At 48.4% G+C, this 17364-nt stretch carries 14 protein-coding genes; 13 read left to right on the top strand and 1 reads right to left on the bottom strand.

The genetic code is table 11. The features are described 5' to 3' along the window. The 11 genes from AB5H98_RS05420 to pgsA form a co-directional block, all read left to right on the top strand. A partial coding sequence (locus AB5H98_RS05420) for an FtsX-like permease family protein (RefSeq protein WP_367924908.1) occupies positions 1–3057 on the top strand: 3057 nt, incomplete at its 5' end. A 105-nt stretch (positions 3058–3162) separates the two neighbouring features. Beyond that, positions 3163–3927: a ZIP family metal transporter gene (locus AB5H98_RS05415; protein WP_367924907.1), complete on the top strand. Its 765-nt coding sequence runs from the start codon at positions 3163–3165 to the stop codon at positions 3925–3927. A gap of 68 nt (positions 3928–3995) precedes the next feature. Further along, positions 3996–5270, top strand: a complete 1275-nt coding sequence (locus AB5H98_RS05410; RefSeq protein WP_367924906.1) for a hypothetical protein — start codon at positions 3996–3998, stop codon at positions 5268–5270. Positions 5271–5288: 18 nt separating this feature from the next. Beyond that, positions 5289–5987, top strand: coding sequence for a response regulator transcription factor (locus tag AB5H98_RS05405; RefSeq protein WP_367924905.1), 699 nt, complete (start codon positions 5289–5291; stop codon positions 5985–5987). 39 nt (positions 5988–6026) lie between these two features. After that, positions 6027–7457 (top strand): sensor histidine kinase, encoded by a 1431-nt coding sequence (locus AB5H98_RS05400; RefSeq protein ID WP_367924904.1) that lies wholly within the window; start codon positions 6027–6029, stop codon positions 7455–7457. Positions 7458–7522: 65 nt separating this feature from the next. Further along, positions 7523–8395, top strand: coding sequence for a DUF1385 domain-containing protein (locus tag AB5H98_RS05395; RefSeq protein ID WP_367924909.1), 873 nt, complete (start codon positions 7523–7525; stop codon positions 8393–8395). Next, on the top strand, positions 8389–9252 hold the full coding sequence (gene prmC / locus AB5H98_RS05390) for a peptide chain release factor N(5)-glutamine methyltransferase (protein WP_367924903.1): 864 nt from the start codon (positions 8389–8391) through the stop codon (positions 9250–9252). The genes AB5H98_RS05395 and prmC overlap by 7 nt, the downstream gene beginning before the upstream one ends. A gap of 127 nt (positions 9253–9379) precedes the next feature. After that, positions 9380–10576 carry a recombinase RecA gene (gene recA, locus AB5H98_RS05385; RefSeq protein ID WP_367924902.1) on the top strand — a complete coding sequence of 399 codons (1197 nt, stop codon included), beginning with the start codon at positions 9380–9382 and terminating at the stop codon, positions 10574–10576. Further along, a complete protein-coding gene (locus AB5H98_RS05380) occupies positions 10573–11202 on the top strand; it encodes a regulatory protein RecX (protein WP_367924901.1) in 630 nt (209 codons plus the stop codon). Before recA ends, AB5H98_RS05380 begins: the two co-directional genes overlap by 4 nt. Next, positions 11199–12518 carry a 30S ribosomal protein S12 methylthiotransferase RimO gene (rimO, locus tag AB5H98_RS05375; RefSeq protein ID WP_367924900.1) on the top strand — a complete coding sequence of 440 codons (1320 nt, stop codon included), beginning with the start codon at positions 11199–11201 and terminating at the stop codon, positions 12516–12518. The genes AB5H98_RS05380 and rimO overlap by 4 nt, the downstream gene beginning before the upstream one ends. 15 nt (positions 12519–12533) lie before the next feature. Then, a complete protein-coding gene (gene pgsA / locus AB5H98_RS05370; protein WP_367924899.1) occupies positions 12534–13100 on the top strand; it encodes a CDP-diacylglycerol--glycerol-3-phosphate 3-phosphatidyltransferase in 567 nt (188 codons plus the stop codon). A gap of 133 nt (positions 13101–13233) precedes the next feature. Here the strand turns inward: pgsA and AB5H98_RS05365 are convergent, their stop codons facing one another. Further along, positions 13234–14604 carry a M20/M25/M40 family metallo-hydrolase gene (locus AB5H98_RS05365; RefSeq protein WP_367924898.1) on the bottom strand — a complete coding sequence of 457 codons (1371 nt, stop codon included), beginning with the start codon at positions 14602–14604 and terminating at the stop codon, positions 13234–13236. Between the two features lie 260 nt (positions 14605–14864). Between AB5H98_RS05365 and AB5H98_RS05360 the strand changes: the two genes are divergently transcribed. Further along, a complete protein-coding gene (locus tag AB5H98_RS05360; RefSeq protein WP_367924897.1) occupies positions 14865–15392 on the top strand; it encodes a MarR family winged helix-turn-helix transcriptional regulator in 528 nt (175 codons plus the stop codon). A 291-nt stretch (positions 15393–15683) separates the two neighbouring features. Continuing rightward, the gene (locus AB5H98_RS05355; protein ID WP_367924896.1) at positions 15684–17291 is read left to right on the top strand and encodes an ABC transporter substrate-binding protein; all 1608 of its coding nucleotides are present in this window, start codon (positions 15684–15686) and stop codon (positions 17289–17291) included. Positions 17292–17364 lie beyond the last annotated feature (73 nt).

Genomic DNA, 17364 nt, shown 5'->3' with positions numbered 1-17364 from the left:
GGACTTGTCATGTATGTGGGCAGCGAAAATTTTGTCCAGGATGTTTACACAGTGGCCTATTTGACCGTTTCCGGAGCAGCGCAAACGGATTCACTGCTGGATGAGTATGACGATGTAGTCGACGATATCGTTGACAAAATTGAGGATATCAGCGCAGCTCGTTGTGAGATTCGTTACGATGAAGTCAAAACGGAAGCGCAGCAGGAGCTGGACGACGCTCGTGCCGAATATGAGGAGAAAAAGGCAGACGCCGAGCAACAACTGGCAGAGGCGCAGCAGGAGCTGGACGATGGACGCGCAGAAATTGAATCGGGCGAAAAAGAGCTGGCAGATGCCAAAAACCAGATTGAGAGCGGAGAAAAAGAGCTGGAACAGAATCGGGAGACACTTCCCGATACATTGGCTCAGGAAAAAGATAAACTGACCCAGGCAAAAAATAGCCTGATTGATGCAAAGGCTCAATACGAAGACGGTGTGAAAGAGCTGGAGGACAAAGAGCAGGCGTTAGAAGATGCCAAGGTACAGTTGGAAAACGGTCGGGAACAAATCGAGCTGTTGGAGTCTGCTTTAAAGGAAGCAGAGAGTCTGTTGCCTTCCCTGGAAACTCAGTATCAAGCGTTAGAAGCTGCTGCACAGACGGCCGAGCAGGCGGCACAGGAAGGCCATGCCAACAGCAATATTGGAGATCTTCAGGCATCTGAGAGCGAGGCAAAGGCTGCCTATGAGGCGGCATACAATCAGCGTGTAGCGCTTGAAGAACAACTGGCCGGAATGACTCCGGAAGACCCCGATTATGCTGCAGTGCAGGAACAACTGGCACAAGCGCAAGCTTTGGAACAAAAAGAGCAACAAACGTATGAAGCTGCACAGCAGGCAGTTCAAACAGAACAAAGCCGATTGGATGCGCTGGATTCGGCCGCAGCTACTGCACGTTCCCAGGCCGATAGCGCAAAGCAAATTTATGATGAGGCGGTCACTCAGCTAAACAACGGTCGGGTTCAGTTGGAGACTGCCAAACAGGAACTGGAGGCCAACGAACAGAAGATTGCTGATGGCGAGTCGCAGTTGGCCGCAGGCAAGGCAAAGCTGGCAGAGGCCAAAAAGCAGATTACCGAGGCCGAAAAGCTGATTGCCGCGGGCGAGACGGAGCTGAATTTGGCACCGGGATTGGCCCAACTGGAATTTGAACAAGCACAACAGAAATTGGATGCTGCTCAGGAGCAGTATGAGCAGGGAATTGCCGAACTCGAAGATGCGAAAAAGCAATGGGAGGACGGCGAAAACGAATATCAGGTGCAGAAACAGGACGCGGAACAGGAACTGGCGGATGCAGAGCGGCAATTGGATGATGCTCAAAAGACTATTGATGAGCTTGAAATGCCCGAGTGGTATGTTTTGACCAGGGATACGAACGTGAGTTTTGCATCTTTTGAATCCAATGTTCAGAAAGTAGATGCCATTGCCAAAGTATTTCCTGTGTTCTTCTTCTTGGTAGCTGCTTTGGTGGCCTTAACGACGATGACCCGCATGGTGGAAGAGGAACGTCTTGAGATTGGCACAATGAAGGCCTTGGGATATACCAAACGGGCCATTATGCTCAAATATATTCTTTATGCCATGACTGCTTCCATTGTGGGATGTGTTGTCGGCTTGACCGTAGGTTTCCATTTGTTCCCCACGGTCATCTGGAACGCTTATTCCATGATGTATAATTTGCCGGATTTATACTGTCAGTTTAATGTAAAATATGCGGTTTTGTCATCGGCAGCAGCCATTATATGTACGCTGATGGCCACACTGAATGCCGGATGGGCTACATTGAAGGAAACACCTGCTCAACTGATGCTTCCCAAAGCTCCCAAAGCGGGAAAACGCATTTTGCTGGAGCGGATACCGGCTGTGTGGAAGCGTATGAAATTTACTTACAAGGTGACCGCACGGAATCTGTTCCGCTACAAAAAGAGATTCTTCATGACGGTTGTAGGAATTGCAGGATGTACGGCACTGTTAGTAACGGGATTTGGGCTGCATGATTCCATCAGTGACATTGTCTACAAGCAATTCGGCGAGGTGTTTACTTACGATGTTTCCATCTCGCTGAAAAATCAGCAGGCTTTGGATAAGGATGGTATGCAGGAGATTCTCAATGACACACAACTGGTAGAAGGATACTTGCCGATTCATCAGGAGCAGAGTACCAACTCCATTGGATCGGACAGCTTTACCACTTATCTCGTAGTTCCGCAGACGATGGAAGACTTGCCGCAATTTGTCGATTTGCACACCCGAAAGGGCGGCGATCCGGTGGATGTCCCGCAGGATGGACAGGTGGTCATCACAGAGAAGATGAGCCAGCGGATGGATGTAGGCATAGGTGATACGGTGGAATTGGAGAACAATGACGGACAGACTGCGAGCTTCACGGTCAGCGGCATTGTAGAGAATTACGTGGAAAATTATGTTTACATGACGGCCAATACCTATCGGGACGGATTTGGAGAGGAACCGGAGTTCAACACTGTGTACGCTAGATCGGCAGACTCAAGTCAGGAAGGCCGAGATACTCTGAGCGAGGCTCTGTTGAGCGCAGAGGGAGTGTCTTCTGTTAGCTTTACAGAAGATTTGAAAGAAACCTTCTCCAATATGCTGGAAAAAATCGACACAATTGTTGTAGTTTTAATTGTATCGGCGGGAGTACTCGCCTTTGTGGTGCTGTATAACTTGACCAATATCAATATTACCGAACGAGTGAAAGAAATCGCGACCATTAAAGTTTTGGGCTTCTATGACAAAGAGGTCTCGGCTTATGTGTACCGCGAATCCATTGCACTGAGTGTGATTGGAACACTCGCAGGACTGGTACTGGGAATCTTTTTGCATATGTTTGTCATTCGTACCGCTGAGGTGGATGCCGTGATGTTTGGGCGCAGCATAAAAGTTATGAGTTATGTGTATAGCGCGATTTTGACGATGGTGTTTAGCTGCCTTGTCAATTTGGTTATGCACCGGAAATTGCGTTCCATCAGCATGGTAGAAAGCATGAAAGCACCAGAATAAAGCACAGAGCGGGCGCGCCGCACAGGACTTGTTCTTGTACGGCGCGCCCGCTTTTTCATATCTGGCAAGGGCGCCGGCATATCTATTCCCAGAGGGGGGATAAAAATGCTGTTTGCGTTGCTGCTCAGCGGTCTTGCCGGTTTATCCACAGGGATCGGTGGTCTGGCGGTCCTTTTTTTTCGTCGTCCGGGAAATAGAATGATGTCTTTTTCCATGGGCTTTGCCGCCGGTGTTATGATGACAGTATCTTTGTCGGATATGTTGCCTCATACGGTGGAAACCTATGGAGAGACGATGCCAATTACGCAAGCGGCATTTTATTCGGCGAGTTTGTGTCTGATGGGAATGATCGTGGCATTGCTTTTGGAGCGCTGCATTCCCTCAGAGTGTGAACTTGCGGCTGGTCGCGAAGGCGCGTCAGCAGGTGCTTTGCGAAGCGCTATGGTCACCACGGCCGCAATTGTGATGCATAATCTTCCCGAAGGAATTCTTACGCTGTTCACAACTTATGCGGACCCAACGCTGGGGCTTACATTGGCGGCGGCAGTAGCCTTGCATAATATTCCAGAAGGGTTTGCGATTTCCGTACCGGTATATTACGCAACAGGCAGCCGCGCGCGAGGCGTTTTGTATGCACTGTTTTCCGGTTTGGCCGAACCGGCAGGCGCAGTATTGGCATTTTTATTTTTGAGAAGTTTTTTGTCTGCGCTGTTTCTCAACGGGCTGATCGCCCTTATTGCCGGAGTGATGTTGTATGTGTCGGTGAGTGAACTGATTCCGCAAGGATTCTCAAGCGGAGATCGCGGCGGTACTGTGGCGGGGCTTTGCGTGGGAATCTTAATTATGAGCATTGGGATTCATCTTGTTTAAAGAGTACATGTATGGTATACTATTTGTAACTGTTTTTTTACTTTTTGAACAGAAAAGGAGGGGCGGCGATGGCTGTCTGGAAACGGCTGGCCGCTCTTGTGGCGACTGTGGCTCTGCTGACTGGATGTGGCGGATTTCCTCCAGGAGAAGATGTGGAGGAGATGTTGCGCGTTCCGCAGGCCACACAGCAGCAGAGCGCTGTGCAGAAAGCACTGACCGCAGCCATGGGGGATACCCTTCAGCTTAAATACCCCCGAGGCGGGGATGAGATGGCGCCATTGCTCTTGGATGATTTTGATGCCGATGGTGAGACCGAGGCTCTAGTATTTTATACGTTGAAAAATAAAAGCCAAAATGTGAATTTTGCTGTATTGGAACAACAGGAAGGCGAATGGGTCGTCGTTCAGCAGGTCAGCGGTCTTTCCAGTGAGTTGGCAAGCGTGGAGCGTGTGAGCTTTTTACAGACGGGGATTCAGTTCGTTGTAGGTTACGCCAACACCAATTTAGCGGACAAGTATTTGGCGATTTATTCATACGATGGGCAGCAGGTATCAACTCTCTATACACAGGCGTACGACTCGTATGTGGTTGCTGACTTCACAGGCAGTGGAACACCCGAACTGGTTTTGATTCCTACGGTGGCTGAGTCTGGCGCTTTGAGTATTCAGCTAGCGGGTGTGACCAATGGAAAAATGGAGCTTTGGCACACGGTTCAGATGGATGAACGGTTTACTTCTTGTTCCAGTTTGATGTTGTCCATCTACGGAAATGTTCGTGGACTTGTGGTGGATGGAACGTTTTCGTCCGGAGCACATGCCAGCCAAGTTTGGCGCGTCATGGGAAAAAGTTTGGTGGAGTGTGCTGGCTCCAATGCGGAGGATATCCCTCGGCAATCCGTCCGTTATATTACATCTTTGAATTCTACGGATATGAGCAATAACGGGTTGATCTTAGTCCCGCAGGTCTTGGGAAGCGCGGCTCCGGATCAATTGGTAAATCGGCTGTACTACGTACAGTGGAACAATTATCTGGCAGTGGATTCAGCACTTCAGTTTGGCATTTATGATTCAGAATACAGTTATTACATCCGGCTTCCGGAAGCATGGCGGGATACCATAGAAATTTCTTTGAGTACGGCTCAAGATGATTCGTGGAGCGTGTTGGACGCACAGACGCAAAGGATTCTTGTAAATGTTCGGATTGTAGAAAGTCCTTCAACACTTCCCAACTCCTTTGTACAGGGAATACGTGTAGGAGATAAGTATGTAATGTTCTATTTCAGCGGCGAATGTTCTACTCTGGATGCCCAGATAATTCAGCGCGGCATCCGCGTGATTGAATGATGAGGAAGGCGAAGCGGCATGAGAAAGATACTGGTAGTAGAAGACGAAGAAGCGATTCGTGAGGTAGTGGGGCTGAATCTGCGATTGGCAGGGTACGAGGTATATGAAGCGGCCAGCGCCGAGGAGGCGTTGTCGGTGTTTAAAGAGCATAAGCCCTTTGATGTGGCGGTGCTGGATATTATGTTGCCTGGAATGAACGGCTTTTCCCTATGCGAGAATATTCGGCGGGATTCTGCTACGGTGGGAATTATTATGCTCAGCGCAAAAAGCCAGGAAACGGATAAAATTCGCGGCCTGTCTATCGGCGCGGATGATTATATGACCAAACCGTTTAGCATTAGCGAATTTTTGGCCCGTGTGGATGCTTTGGTGAGACGGGTTGCCCGAAATGCGCCTCAAACCCAAGACGAGGACGATGGGCGTATGGTGTCCGGTGTGTTTGTACTGGACCAAAAAAGCCGCATTCTTTATAAAAATGGACAACCCATTGATTTGACACAGGTAGAGTTTCAGATTATGGAATTGTTTTTTGCCAATCCAGGCGTTGCCTTGGTTCGCGAGAAAATTTTGGAGGGCGTTTGGGGCGAAAATTATTTCGGCGACGTAAAAATTGTAGACGTAAATATTCGGCGTTTGCGCATGAAAATTGAGGACGAACCTTCGGCGCCTAAGCATATTATGACGGTCTGGGGATACGGATATCGATGGAATGGCTAAGCGGAAGCCGGAGAGGAGCAAAAAGGAGGCGGCCTTGGCTTGAACAGCATTACAAAACGTTGGGTGCGTGGTAGCCTTCTTATCACCATTTTGGTGCTGCTGCTGGCAGAAACCGTATTTTTGTATTTTTCCATTTCCAATTATTATGAAGGTGCGCGCCGTGCGCTGGCGTCCCGGAGCAGTACCATTCTTACGCAACTTTCTGCATCAGGAAGTCAGACAGGGGAAAGCCGTGAGAATGTGCTACGCCGCATGGTGGAGCAGTTTTCAGAAAAAGACAAGTTTGAGTTGATGCTGGTAGATAATAACGGTCGGGTTGCCGTTTCAACGACTGGTTTTTCTCGGGATACCGTAGCAGGAAGTGATTTGGTAAAGGCTCTATCCAGCGAGGACGGTACCGGATATGCAGTTTATGAGAGTGAGATGGGCGAAAAGGTGATGGCCATGACGGCGCTTTTGCCTTACCCTTCTGGCGATTTATTGGCGGTGCGCCTGGTTACCAGTTTGGCTCTAGTGGACCGCAGCATCGAAACCTTGATTCTTCTCAGCTTGGCAGTGGTGGCGGCCATTGTTATGTTCAGCATTTGGTCGGGTATGTTTTTTATCCGCAGCATCGTGCGGCCTTTGAATGAAATCGAAGCAACCACTGCAAAAATAGCATTGGGTGATTTGTCTATTCGGTTGGAACAAAAGTCGGATGACGAGATTGGAAAATTGTCCGCTGCAATTAACCACATGGCGGGCGAACTGGACAAAACCGAACGCATGAAAAATGATTTTATCTCTTCGGTGTCCCACGAACTGCGCACGCCGCTTACTTCTATCAAAGGTTGGATCGAGACCATTGCGGCCATTGAGGATCCAAAAGATCCCGCTTATAAGCGGGGCGTACAAGTAATTGCCAATGAAACGGATCGATTGTATGCGATGGTAGAGGAATTGCTGGATTTCTCTCGTATGCAAAACGGACTTACCCTGAAGCCAGAACTTTTGGATTTGGCCGCTGAAATTTCGGACGCTGTCATTATGATGGAGCGTCGCGTGGAATTGGAAGGGCTGCATCTGATCTGGGAAGAACCTGCACAGCCCGTACCGGTGCGGGGAGATCCGGCACGTTTGCGCCAGGTATTTGTCAATGTCTTGGACAATGCGGTCAAATACTCGCCTAAGGATGGCTCCATCACGATCGAACTTTTGACCGATTCTAGCAATGCTTATGTAAGCATTGCGGACCAAGGGCCGGGCATATCTCCTGAGGATTTGGAGAATGTGCGTATTAAGTTTTACAAGGGAAAGGGCGCTGTGCGCGGGTCCGGCATTGGTTTGGCGGTGGTGGACGAGATTATGCAGGCACACGGCGGTGCCTTGGACATTCAAAGCGAATTGGGCAACGGCACAGTGGTGACACTGCGCTTACCCATTTACCGAAAGGAAAAAGAAGCGGAAGAACGGAAAGGAACTTTGATTTGAAACAATATACACCAGAAGAAAAATTTAAAACAAGTGTAGGCGGTCAGGCGCTGATTGAAGGCATCATGATGCGAGGACCTAAAAAAATGGCTTTGGCTGTGAGAAAGCCGGATGGTGAAATTTACATCGAAACGAAGGAATTATCTACACATACTTGGCAGAAGTGGCCGCTTGTGCGTGGGGTATGCGCTTTTGTGGAAAGCTTGGTGAGCGGATACCAGTGCTTGATGAAAAGCGCAGAGATCTCCATGGGTGAGGAGGCGTTTGAGCAGGAAGAAAGCCGATTTGATAAATGGGTAAATGACACATTTGGCGATAAAGCAGGAAATTTTATTATGACATTGGCCGCAATCGCGGGTGGCGCACTGGCACTGGTGTTGTTTTTGGTCATTCCTACTGCGTTGACCGGACTTTTAGGAAAGTTCGTAGAACTTGGTTTGTGGCGTGCGTGGATTGAAGGCATTTTAAAAATCGTTATGCTTGTGGGTTATATGGCGCTTGTCAGCCGTATGAAAGACATTAAACGAATGTTTGCTTATCATGGGGCAGAGCATAAGACCATCGCCTGTTATGAGGCTGGTTTGGAATTGAAAGTAGAAAATATTCGTCGTTGTTCCCGTTTTCACCCTCGCTGCGGTACAAGCTTCTTATTGATTGTTGTGCTTTTAAGCATTTTGGTTGGGGCATTGATTACTAGTACGAACACCTTGCTTCGCATCGCACTGAAATTGCTCCTTTTACCGGTGGTCATGGGAGTAGGTTATGAGATCATTAAATTTTGCGGTCGTCACAACAATGTGATTACCCGTGCAATTTCCGCACCTGGCCTGTGGTTGCAGCACATTACAACCAATGAGCCAGATGACAGCATGATCGAATGCGCCATTGCTGCGGTTCAGCCGGTTTTGCCGGACGACCCCAACGAGGGAAAATGGTGACCGCGCGTGAGCTTTGGCGTGATGCAGTATGCCGTTTAAAGCAAATGCAGGTGGAAGATGCAGAATTTGATGCTGCACAGCTTGTCTATTTCGTGACTGGACTAAATGCGTACAGCGAAACCGGTGTTCCACCTGAGAGTCAAACAGTGCTGGACGGCTTGCTTGAACGGCGCTGTCATCATGAACCATTGCAATATTTGCTTGGCGAGTGGGATTTTTTGGATTTGACGCTTTGCGTAGGGCCAGGCGTTTTGATTCCACGGCCGGATACAGAATTGGTGGCACAGCAGGCGATTGAGGCTGCGCGCAAGAAAGAAGCTGCACGGGTAGTGGATCTTTGCAGCGGAAGTGGAGCCATCGCATTGGCGGTAGCATGTCATGTGCCGGATTCGCAGGTAACTGCGGTGGAGCTTTCTTCACAGGCGCTAAAGTATCTTGACAGGAATAATCAAAAGTATGGTTCACCTTTGCGTGTGGTGCAGGCGGATGTGCTTTGCTGGGACAGCGGGTTAGAAGATGAGAGTTTTGACATCATCGTTTCTAATCCGCCCTATATTTCTCCGGATGAAATGCAACAGTTAGCGCCAGAGTTGGCTTTTGAGCCACGTATGGCTTTGGAGGCCGGGGAAAGAGGATTGGAATTTTATTCTCACATTGCACCGGCTTATTTTTCCAAACTTTCTCCTGGCGGTGTTCTTATATTTGAAATTGGATGGCTTCAGGGCAAGGATGTGAGCTGTATCTGCCAAAAAGCCGGATATATTGACGTAACGGTCTTAAAGGACCTGGGTGGCCGCGATCGATGTGTGTGTGCCAAACGTCCCAGAGGGGAAGCTATACCGGAAAACTCGGAATAAATTGCATTTTGTACGTGTTTGGGGTATACTAATTCCGTTCTCCATAGAATTTCTTTACAAGTCCGATTTATTGGACATATGATGTGATATTTTAAAGATATACTAAAACAGCATTTTGGAGGAAACAATGGCAGAGAAAAAAGCAATCGTGTCTCCCACCAAGAAGGCGGCGGGCGATAAGAAAACAGCGCTTGAAACGGCGCTTTCGCAAATTGAAAAGCAGTTTGGCAAAGGCGCTGTTATGAAATTGGGCCAAAATGTGACTATGAACGTGGATGCAATTTCCACGGGCAGTTTGTCACTGGATTTGGCACTGGGGATTGGTGGCCTGCCTCGCGGACGCATCGTGGAGATTTATGGACCGGAGTCTTCCGGTAAGACGACGCTGGCGCTCCACTGCATTGCTGAGGCTCAGAAAAACGGTGGTGAAGTTGCGTTCATCGATGTAGAGCACGCATTGGATCCAGTTTATGCAAAGGCGTTGGGCGTGGATATTGATTCTCTGCTTGTCAGCCAACCGGATACCGGTGAGCAGGCTATGGAGATTTGTGAGGCGTTGGTCCGTTCGGGTGCGATTGATGCCGTTGTAATCGACTCGGTGGCTGCTATGGTGCCGCGCGCCGAAATCGAAGGTGAAATGGGCGATTCTCATGTTGGTCTGCAGGCCCGCTTGATGAGTCAGGCCCTGCGAAAACTGACGGGTGTAATTGGAAAGACGGGCACAATTGCGATTTTCATCAACCAGTTGCGCGAAAAAGTTGGCGTAATGTATGGAAATCCGGAGACGACGCCTGGCGGCCGTGCATTGAAATACTATTCTTCCGTACGTATCGATGTTCGCCGAATCGAAGGATTAAAGGATTCCACAGGTTCGTTTATTGGCAACCGCACACGTGCAAAAGTGGTCAAAAATAAAGTGGCTCCGCCTTTTAAAGAAGCGGAATTTGATATTATGTTCGGTCAGGGTATTTCAAAGACCGGAGAATTGCTGGATCTGGCTGTCAAATTGGGCTTTATTCAGAAAAGCGGCGCATGGTTTTCTTATGGCGATACGCGTCTGGGACAAGGACGTGATAATACAAAAGTCTATTTGGATGAACATCCCGAAATGTTCGAAGAGATTGAGAAGCTGGTACGTGAAAATGCCGGCAAATTGTATACGCTGAAAAAAGGAGAAGTGCTGAAACGCCCGGCCAATTTGGACGATGCGCCCAGTAAGGCGCCTGTCAGTGCGCAAGCACCGGATGACAAAATTGAAGTTAAGCCCGCCAAACGTCCGGAGAAAGCCAACATCGATATCATGGTTGAGGATGACGAGGCATGATGATCGGCAGCATCCGCGAGACAAGAAGAGGCAGATATGCGTTGTTCGATGAAGAGGAACGTTTCTTGTTTTCGGTGGACGATGAGACATTTGTTAAAAATCACATCCGTGAGGGAATGACGCTGGATGCGGCGGCCCTGGCGGAACTGCAACGACAAAGCGATACCCGCAGGGCCAAGGAAAAGGCCCTGGGGTATCTTTCTTTGCGCGACTATTCTTCCGGTGAGCTGTACCAAAAACTTTGTCGTGTATTTGATGAGCATTCTGCTGCAGCGGCTGTGGCAGAAATGAATCGTTTGGACTTACTGGACGATGAGCGTTTTGCCCGCAGCAGAGTTGCTTGGCTGGTAGGACAGAACAAATCGGTCCGAGAGATTCGATACCAGTTGGAACAAAAGGGCCTTGATCGGGAAATGATAGAGCGTGTATTGACCGAATTGGAGCCAAATGAGTTCGAGGCGTGCTGTGCGTTGATCCGCAAAAGTTATCTGCGGAAGCTGGCAAACGGTGAGAGAGAAAAAGTGTTGGCGGCTCTAGCGCGCCGCGGATTTGCTTATGGAACGGCGCGGGAAGCACTGGAGTGTTGCTTTGAAGAATTGGAACGGGAAAGAGAGGACTTTGAATGACAATCGCCATGATTTCATTAGGCTGCCCCAAAAATCAGGTGGACGCCGACGTGATGTGTCATGCGCTGATCAGCGCCGGGCACACTACTACCGCGGATTTAGACGAGGCGGATGTAATCTTGGTCAATACCTGCGGGTTTATTGAAAGTGCTAAGCAGGAGGCCATTGAAAATATCCTGCAAGCATGTAGTTACAAACAGGATCATCCGGCGTTGAAGGTAGTCGTCACCGGTTGTTTGGCGGAGCGTTATCGGTCGGAGATCCTAAAGGAGATTCCCGAGGTGGATGCAGTGGTCGGAATCGGTTCCAATGCGGCCATTGTACAAATTTTGGAGCGCCTGGCAGGAGAGACGCACATTGAGAGTTACGGCGCAAAAGAAGCACTGCCCTTGGGTGGACGCCGTGTGATTTCAACGCCGCATCATTACGCATACTTAAAAATTGCCGAAGGTTGTTCCAACGGATGTTACTATTGTGCGATTCCATTGATTCGCGGCGGTCTGCGGAGCCGTACCGTAGAAGATTTGGTAGCAGAGGCACGGTTCTTGGCATCTGAAGGCGTGAAAGAACTGATTGTAGTTGCCCAGGATGTAACTGCGTTTGGTGCAGATCGCGGAAACGTTGAGATTGCTCAGTTGCTGGACGCTTTGAATCAGGTGGAGGGCATTCAGTGGATTCGTCTTTTGTATGCTTATCCCGAACGCATCACCGATGAATTTATCGACGCTATGGTGCGCAATGAAAAGGTGTTGCACTATTTGGATGTTCCCATTCAGCATATCAATTCAGAAGTTTTGAAGAACATGAACCGTAAGGGCGATCGTCAGACCGTTCTAAACGCTCTGGATCGTTTGCGCGCTTCTATGCCGGATTTGACGTTACGTACCACTCTGATTGCTGGCTATCCGGGCGAGACCGAAGCACAGTTTGAAGAGCTATGTGATTTTGTGCGCCAGTATCGTTTCGATCGGTTGGGCTGTTTTGCATACAGTGAGGAAGAAGGCACTGTGGCTGCCCGGATGGAGCAATTGCCCCAGGAATTGCGTCAGCAACGTGCAGATACGATTATGCGTATTCAAACCGAGATTATGGCGCAAAAGCAGGCTGAAAAATTGGGATGTGAACTCACAGTACTGTGTGATGAATACGATGAAGAGAATGATTTGTATTTGTGCCGCAGCAAAGCGGATGCGCCGGATATTGATGCCGTAGTGTGTGTAGCCAGCGAGAGCCCTATTGAGCCGGGAACCATGCTGCGTGTGCGGGTAACAGACAGCGATTTGTACGATTTGTACGCTGAACCTGTGGAGGAATAAAGGGAGGATACAACAATGAATCTGCCAAATAAATTGACGATGTTGCGTATTTTGCTGGTGCCAGTATTTATGCTTTGCGCTGCTTATCACTGGATGTTGGCTGCGGGAATCGTGTTTGCAGTGGCAAGTTTTACGGATTTTTTGGATGGAAATTTAGCACGAAAGTATCACTTGGTCACCGACTTCGGAAAGTTTGCCGATCCACTGGCGGATAAGTTGCTGACCACAACGGCTTTTGTGTATATGATGGCGGATGGTGTGTGTCATCCGGTGGTGATCGTACTGATTTTGGCACGAGAGTTTGCAGTGTCCGGCTTGCGGATGGTAGCTGCCGGTGCCCCTGGCGGCAAGGTCATTGCTGCGAATATGTGGGGAAAGGTCAAAACCGTATTGCAGATGCTCACCATTATTTTCTATTATTTTGGTTATGCCATTGAGCAGGCGGTGTCGGACGGCGCATACAGCGTGTACACTACGCAGGTTATTTCCTTTATTCTGTGCTGGGGTGTGGCGGCCATTACGCTTATTTCCGGCGCGAAATATCTATGGGACAACCGCTCCTTTATCAATACCGCAAAATAAAAAAAGCCCCGGATTTGATCCGGGGCTTTTTTATTGTGAACTTTCCATGTTTCATGACATCTGATGAGAAGAGAAAACGGGCGCTTCTACCCATCAGACTTTGAAAAGAAAAACTGATGGCCACTGCTCAAAATTACTTTTCTTCCTGAGCCAGAGCAAATTCCTCCATCACGGTAGCAGCCATCTTGATGGCGTTAATATAGTCTTCCAAAATAATATTTTCATTCGGAGCGTGAATGTTGGAGCCCTCGTTGCCGGCGCCGAACATTACTGCATCCAAATTGGCCTCATGGCAGAACTGATACATGGCCGTAGTACCTGAGCTGCTCACGAAAACTTCCGGATCCATGCCATATACGGGTTTGACACATTTGATTACTGTTTTGGCAAACAAACACTCCGGATCGGCACGGAAAGGAGGTTCTCCGGAAATAGGCACTACTTCAATATCCGTGAAACCATGGCGGTCCAAATGCTCGCGTACAAGTTTCAAAATTTCCTCGGGTTTTTGATCCGGTACCAAACGCAGGTCCATTTTAACCACTGCCTGTCCCGGCATGATGGTTTTAGCGCCATCACCCAAGTAACCAGCTTTGAATCCAGCGATGTTAGCAGTGGGTTCGTAGTAAAGTTTCTTTAAAAGAGGAATTCCTGTCAGATCATTGATAAATCCATCCAGTCCCATACGTTCTTTGGTTTCCTCTTCACGGAACTGCAACGTTTTCAGACAGTCCATCTCATATTGGGTGGGTTCTTTTACGCTGTCATAGAAGCCGTCGATAGTGACATGATCGTTTGCGTCTTTCATGGTGGCCAATGCCTGTACGAGCCGCCAAGCCGGATTCTTTACAATGGCAGCGTTGCAGGAATGCAGATCACTGGCCGCTGTTTTGCAACGCAATTCAATGTACAACAGACCTTTAACACCGAAGCATACTTCCAGCGGTCCATTTAATTGCTTGGAACCACCTTCCCAAGCGAATCCATCTGTTTTCAGACGATCGGGGTACTTTTGTGCAAATTCCGACAGATGAGGACTTCCGATTTCCTCTTCTCCCTCATAAATGAATTTCAGATTCAATGGAAGTTTGCCGTAAACCGCCTGATAAGCTTTTACAGCGCATAAACGGCTCAAAAGGCTTCCCTTGTTGTCTGTAGCACCGCGGGCATACATTTTTCCATCACGGATTTCCGCACCAAAGGGGTCGCTTTTCCACTCCTCCAGTGGCTCAGCCGGCTGAACGTCGTAATGATTGTAAAAAGAAAGTGTGCGTTCGCTGTTTTTGCCGGGTAGTTCTGCGTAGATGATAGGATTTCCGCTGGTTTCAATAATCTCGGGGTTCACACCAATGGAATGCATTTCTTCTTGAATCATATCCACCATTTCCCGGATTCCCAAGTTCTGGGCGGAAATACTGGGTTGCCGGCAGAATTTTTGCAAAAGCTCAATGTATTCCTGGGCGTGAGCATCTACATAGTCGTATAGTTCTTTTAAGTCAGCCATTCTTTTTCATCCCTTCTTCCGCACAGAGAGAACCATGGAGTGTGCGGATGTTTTATTGCTAAATGATTTAGAAGCTTGGAGTCATCATAGCACGCACGGAAAATGAAGTCAATAAAAAAACAGGAATTGTGAATATGTGTCCTTGAACGAAATACAAGTATTTCGTTCAAAATAGAAAGTTGACTTTGTAGGACACAGCGTTTATAATGAAAAACAATGCCAAAATTCGCCAAAAGCGCTTGCATTGAGGAGGCTACCCTATGATGCCGAACAAAGAAGAGAAAATTGAGGAAATGGTTTACCATTCCGCACATAGACCTGGATTGGTGTATGATTTTGTCACAGTGTGTAGTTCTATGAACGGAATTCCAAAAGCATATTCACCAGAACTAACATTGACGATGACAGAAGCAAGTACGGTAGAAGAGATTGCCGAACATCCGGGTGTCACAGCCGCCCAACTTTGCAAAAAATGGAATCGGACGCGGGGAGCCCTCTCTCAATTACTGAAAAAATTGGAACAAAAAGGTTTTATTTGTCGGGAAAAGTGTGAAGATAACGATCGTATGCAACTTTTGTACCCTACAGTAAAGGGAATGCAACTTCACCGCATGATGGAAGTGAACGAAAAAAAATATCATGTGGAGCTTTTTAGCGAGCTTTTGGAAAGAGGATGCTCCCGTGAGGAAATAGAAGCGTTTTACAAAGTGATGGCAGGCTATACGGATGTCCTGCAAGCTCGTCAGGATTTGCGGTGGAACAACATTTTGCCCCAGGCAGGTAAGTGAAGAAAGGCTTTCAGAAGGAGTCGTCAAGTTTTGACGACTCCTTTTTTGTGCAATTTGTCGATTTGTACGCCCACGGAAGATGGTTTATATGAATATATAAACGAATTTGTACATGGTTTGTTCATAAAGAATTGACAAGTGCGCCTTTTTTGTATAAACTGTGTTCAACGACTAAACACAGTTGTACAAGTGGACCGGACAATAATGTGTTGGCCGTCAAGGAGGGTGTGGGCACCTGGAAGAGGAGGGTGTACCACGGCGAAAAGCAAAATGATGAAAGAGGTGTCTTAGATGAAAAAGAAGCTGGCTTTTGCGATGGCGCTGGTGATGGCGTGTTCGATGCTTCTTGCCGGCTGTGGCGGATCGAGTTCGTCCAGTGGGCAGAGTGGTTCCACGGCGGGCAGTACGGCTGTCCAGACGGATGCAGATTCGAAAGTATTGACGATTGGAGCCGCGAGCGACATTATTACTACGGATCCACACAATCAGAACCAGACAAACAACCAGGACTTGTTTTCCAGCATTGGTTCTACGATGTTCCATCGTGACCTTGATTTCCAGTTGGTAAATGATTTGTGCGTAGAGTATTCCCAGGAAAGCGATACGACTTGGGTATTTAAAATTCGCGACGATGTAAAATTCAACAATGGCGATCCCCTTACCGCGGAGGATGTAAAGTTCTCTTATGATCGTGTAAGCCAGGATGCTTCTCTGGTAGGCAATACTTATTTGAAGTGCATTGTCAGCACAGAGGTAGTGGATGATTACACCGTGCGTGTGACTACGGATACAGCGCGCCCCGATTTGCCGACGCTGTTGTCTATGTCCTGCTCGATGATCCTGCCGAAAAATTACGTTGAAGAAAATGGCATCGATGCTTATATGGATTCTCCGGTTACTTCGGGATGCTACAATTTGAAAGAGTGGATTCCGGATGACCATTACACCCTGGTTCCCAATCCTGATTACTATGGCGAAGCCGCAACTTGGGATGAAGTTACCTACCGTGTAATTCCTGAATCTTCCACGCGTGTTTCCGAGCTGCTGGCCGGCGGTGTTGATTTGATTTACAACGTGCCTGTCAATGAATGGGAGCGTGTCGGCAATAACACCGATGGTTTTGGCACATCTCTTGTATACGGCGAAACTTCTCGAATCATGCTGCTGATTTTGCGTTGCACCGATGGTTGGGCTTGCTCCGATCCCAAGGTCCGCGAGGCTCTGGAGTATGCCATCGACAAGGATGCCATTTGCGAGACTCTGCTTCAGGGCGCAGGCACCCCGACCCGTACTCGTGTAGGCAGCGATGTTCCGGGCTTTAATGAGAGCTTGTATGGCAGTGAGAATGCAAACCTGTATGATCCCGAAAAGGCTAAAGAACTGTTGGCCGAAGCTGGATACGGCGAAGGCGGTAAGACACTGGAACTGGATATGCAGTCTCCCAACGGCCGTTATCTGATGGACAGTGAGATGGCTCAGATGATCGCTGCTTATCTGGAAGCTGTTGGCGTGAAGGTCAATCTGGAACTGATTGATGGCACTGTTTTGAACAATACGTTCACAAGCAAAGAGAATAAGGACCTGCTGTTCATCGGTTTGTCGGATGGACAGTACGACGGTCTGTATGCGTTGGGCAACAATGCTGACCCGCAGCGTGCTACCGGCCAAACAGACTATTTCAACGATGAATTGACAGAACTGTACAATTCTGCTCGTGTAGAGATGGATGAGGCGGCTCGTACCGAGATGGAAGAACGTATGCAGGAAATCCTGGCAGAAGATCGTCCTTTCATTCAGGTCTGTCAGATGAAAGCCATCTTTGGCGTGAGCAACCGTGTGCAATTGGATCCGAGAATGGATTCGAATATTAGGCCGGACGAAGTCACTTTGGCGCAATAATTTTCGTTCGAGCGGAAAGCGATTGTTGAAAGGCAGGTTCGCAGGTGTCAGCTTGCGGACCTGTCGCTTTTGA

The sequence above is a fragment of the uncultured Ruthenibacterium sp. genome (assembly GCF_963558415.1).
Classification (GTDB): domain Bacteria; phylum Bacillota; class Clostridia; order Oscillospirales; family Ruminococcaceae; genus Ruthenibacterium.
The sequence above is the reverse complement of the archived record's forward strand: the minus strand, read 5'-3'. Positions and strand labels throughout refer to the sequence as shown.

What these genes read in the sequence shown, in the direction of transcription:
- prmC (WP_367924903.1), top strand. Translation starts at nt 8,389, where the DNA reads ATGGTGACCGCGCGTGAGCTTTGGCGTGATGCAGTATGCCGTTTAAAG.
- AB5H98_RS05405 (WP_367924905.1), top strand. Translation starts at nt 5,289, where the DNA reads ATGAGAAAGATACTGGTAGTAGAAGACGAAGAAGCGATTCGTGAGGTA.
- AB5H98_RS05410 (WP_367924906.1), top strand. Translation starts at nt 3,996, where the DNA reads ATGGCTGTCTGGAAACGGCTGGCCGCTCTTGTGGCGACTGTGGCTCTG.
- AB5H98_RS05415 (WP_367924907.1), top strand. Translation starts at nt 3,163, where the DNA reads ATGCTGTTTGCGTTGCTGCTCAGCGGTCTTGCCGGTTTATCCACAGGG.
- AB5H98_RS05380 (WP_367924901.1), top strand. Translation starts at nt 10,573, where the DNA reads ATGATGATCGGCAGCATCCGCGAGACAAGAAGAGGCAGATATGCGTTG.
- AB5H98_RS05355 (WP_367924896.1), top strand. Translation starts at nt 15,684, where the DNA reads ATGAAAAAGAAGCTGGCTTTTGCGATGGCGCTGGTGATGGCGTGTTCG.
- AB5H98_RS05395 (WP_367924909.1), top strand. Translation starts at nt 7,523, where the DNA reads ATGATGCGAGGACCTAAAAAAATGGCTTTGGCTGTGAGAAAGCCGGAT.
- pgsA (WP_367924899.1), top strand. Translation starts at nt 12,534, where the DNA reads ATGAATCTGCCAAATAAATTGACGATGTTGCGTATTTTGCTGGTGCCA.
- rimO (WP_367924900.1), top strand. Translation starts at nt 11,199, where the DNA reads ATGACAATCGCCATGATTTCATTAGGCTGCCCCAAAAATCAGGTGGAC.
- AB5H98_RS05360 (WP_367924897.1), top strand. Translation starts at nt 14,865, where the DNA reads ATGATGCCGAACAAAGAAGAGAAAATTGAGGAAATGGTTTACCATTCC.
- AB5H98_RS05365 (WP_367924898.1), bottom strand. Translation starts at nt 14,604, where the DNA reads ATGGCTGACTTAAAAGAACTATACGACTATGTAGATGCTCACGCCCAG.
- recA (WP_367924902.1), top strand. Translation starts at nt 9,380, where the DNA reads ATGGCAGAGAAAAAAGCAATCGTGTCTCCCACCAAGAAGGCGGCGGGC.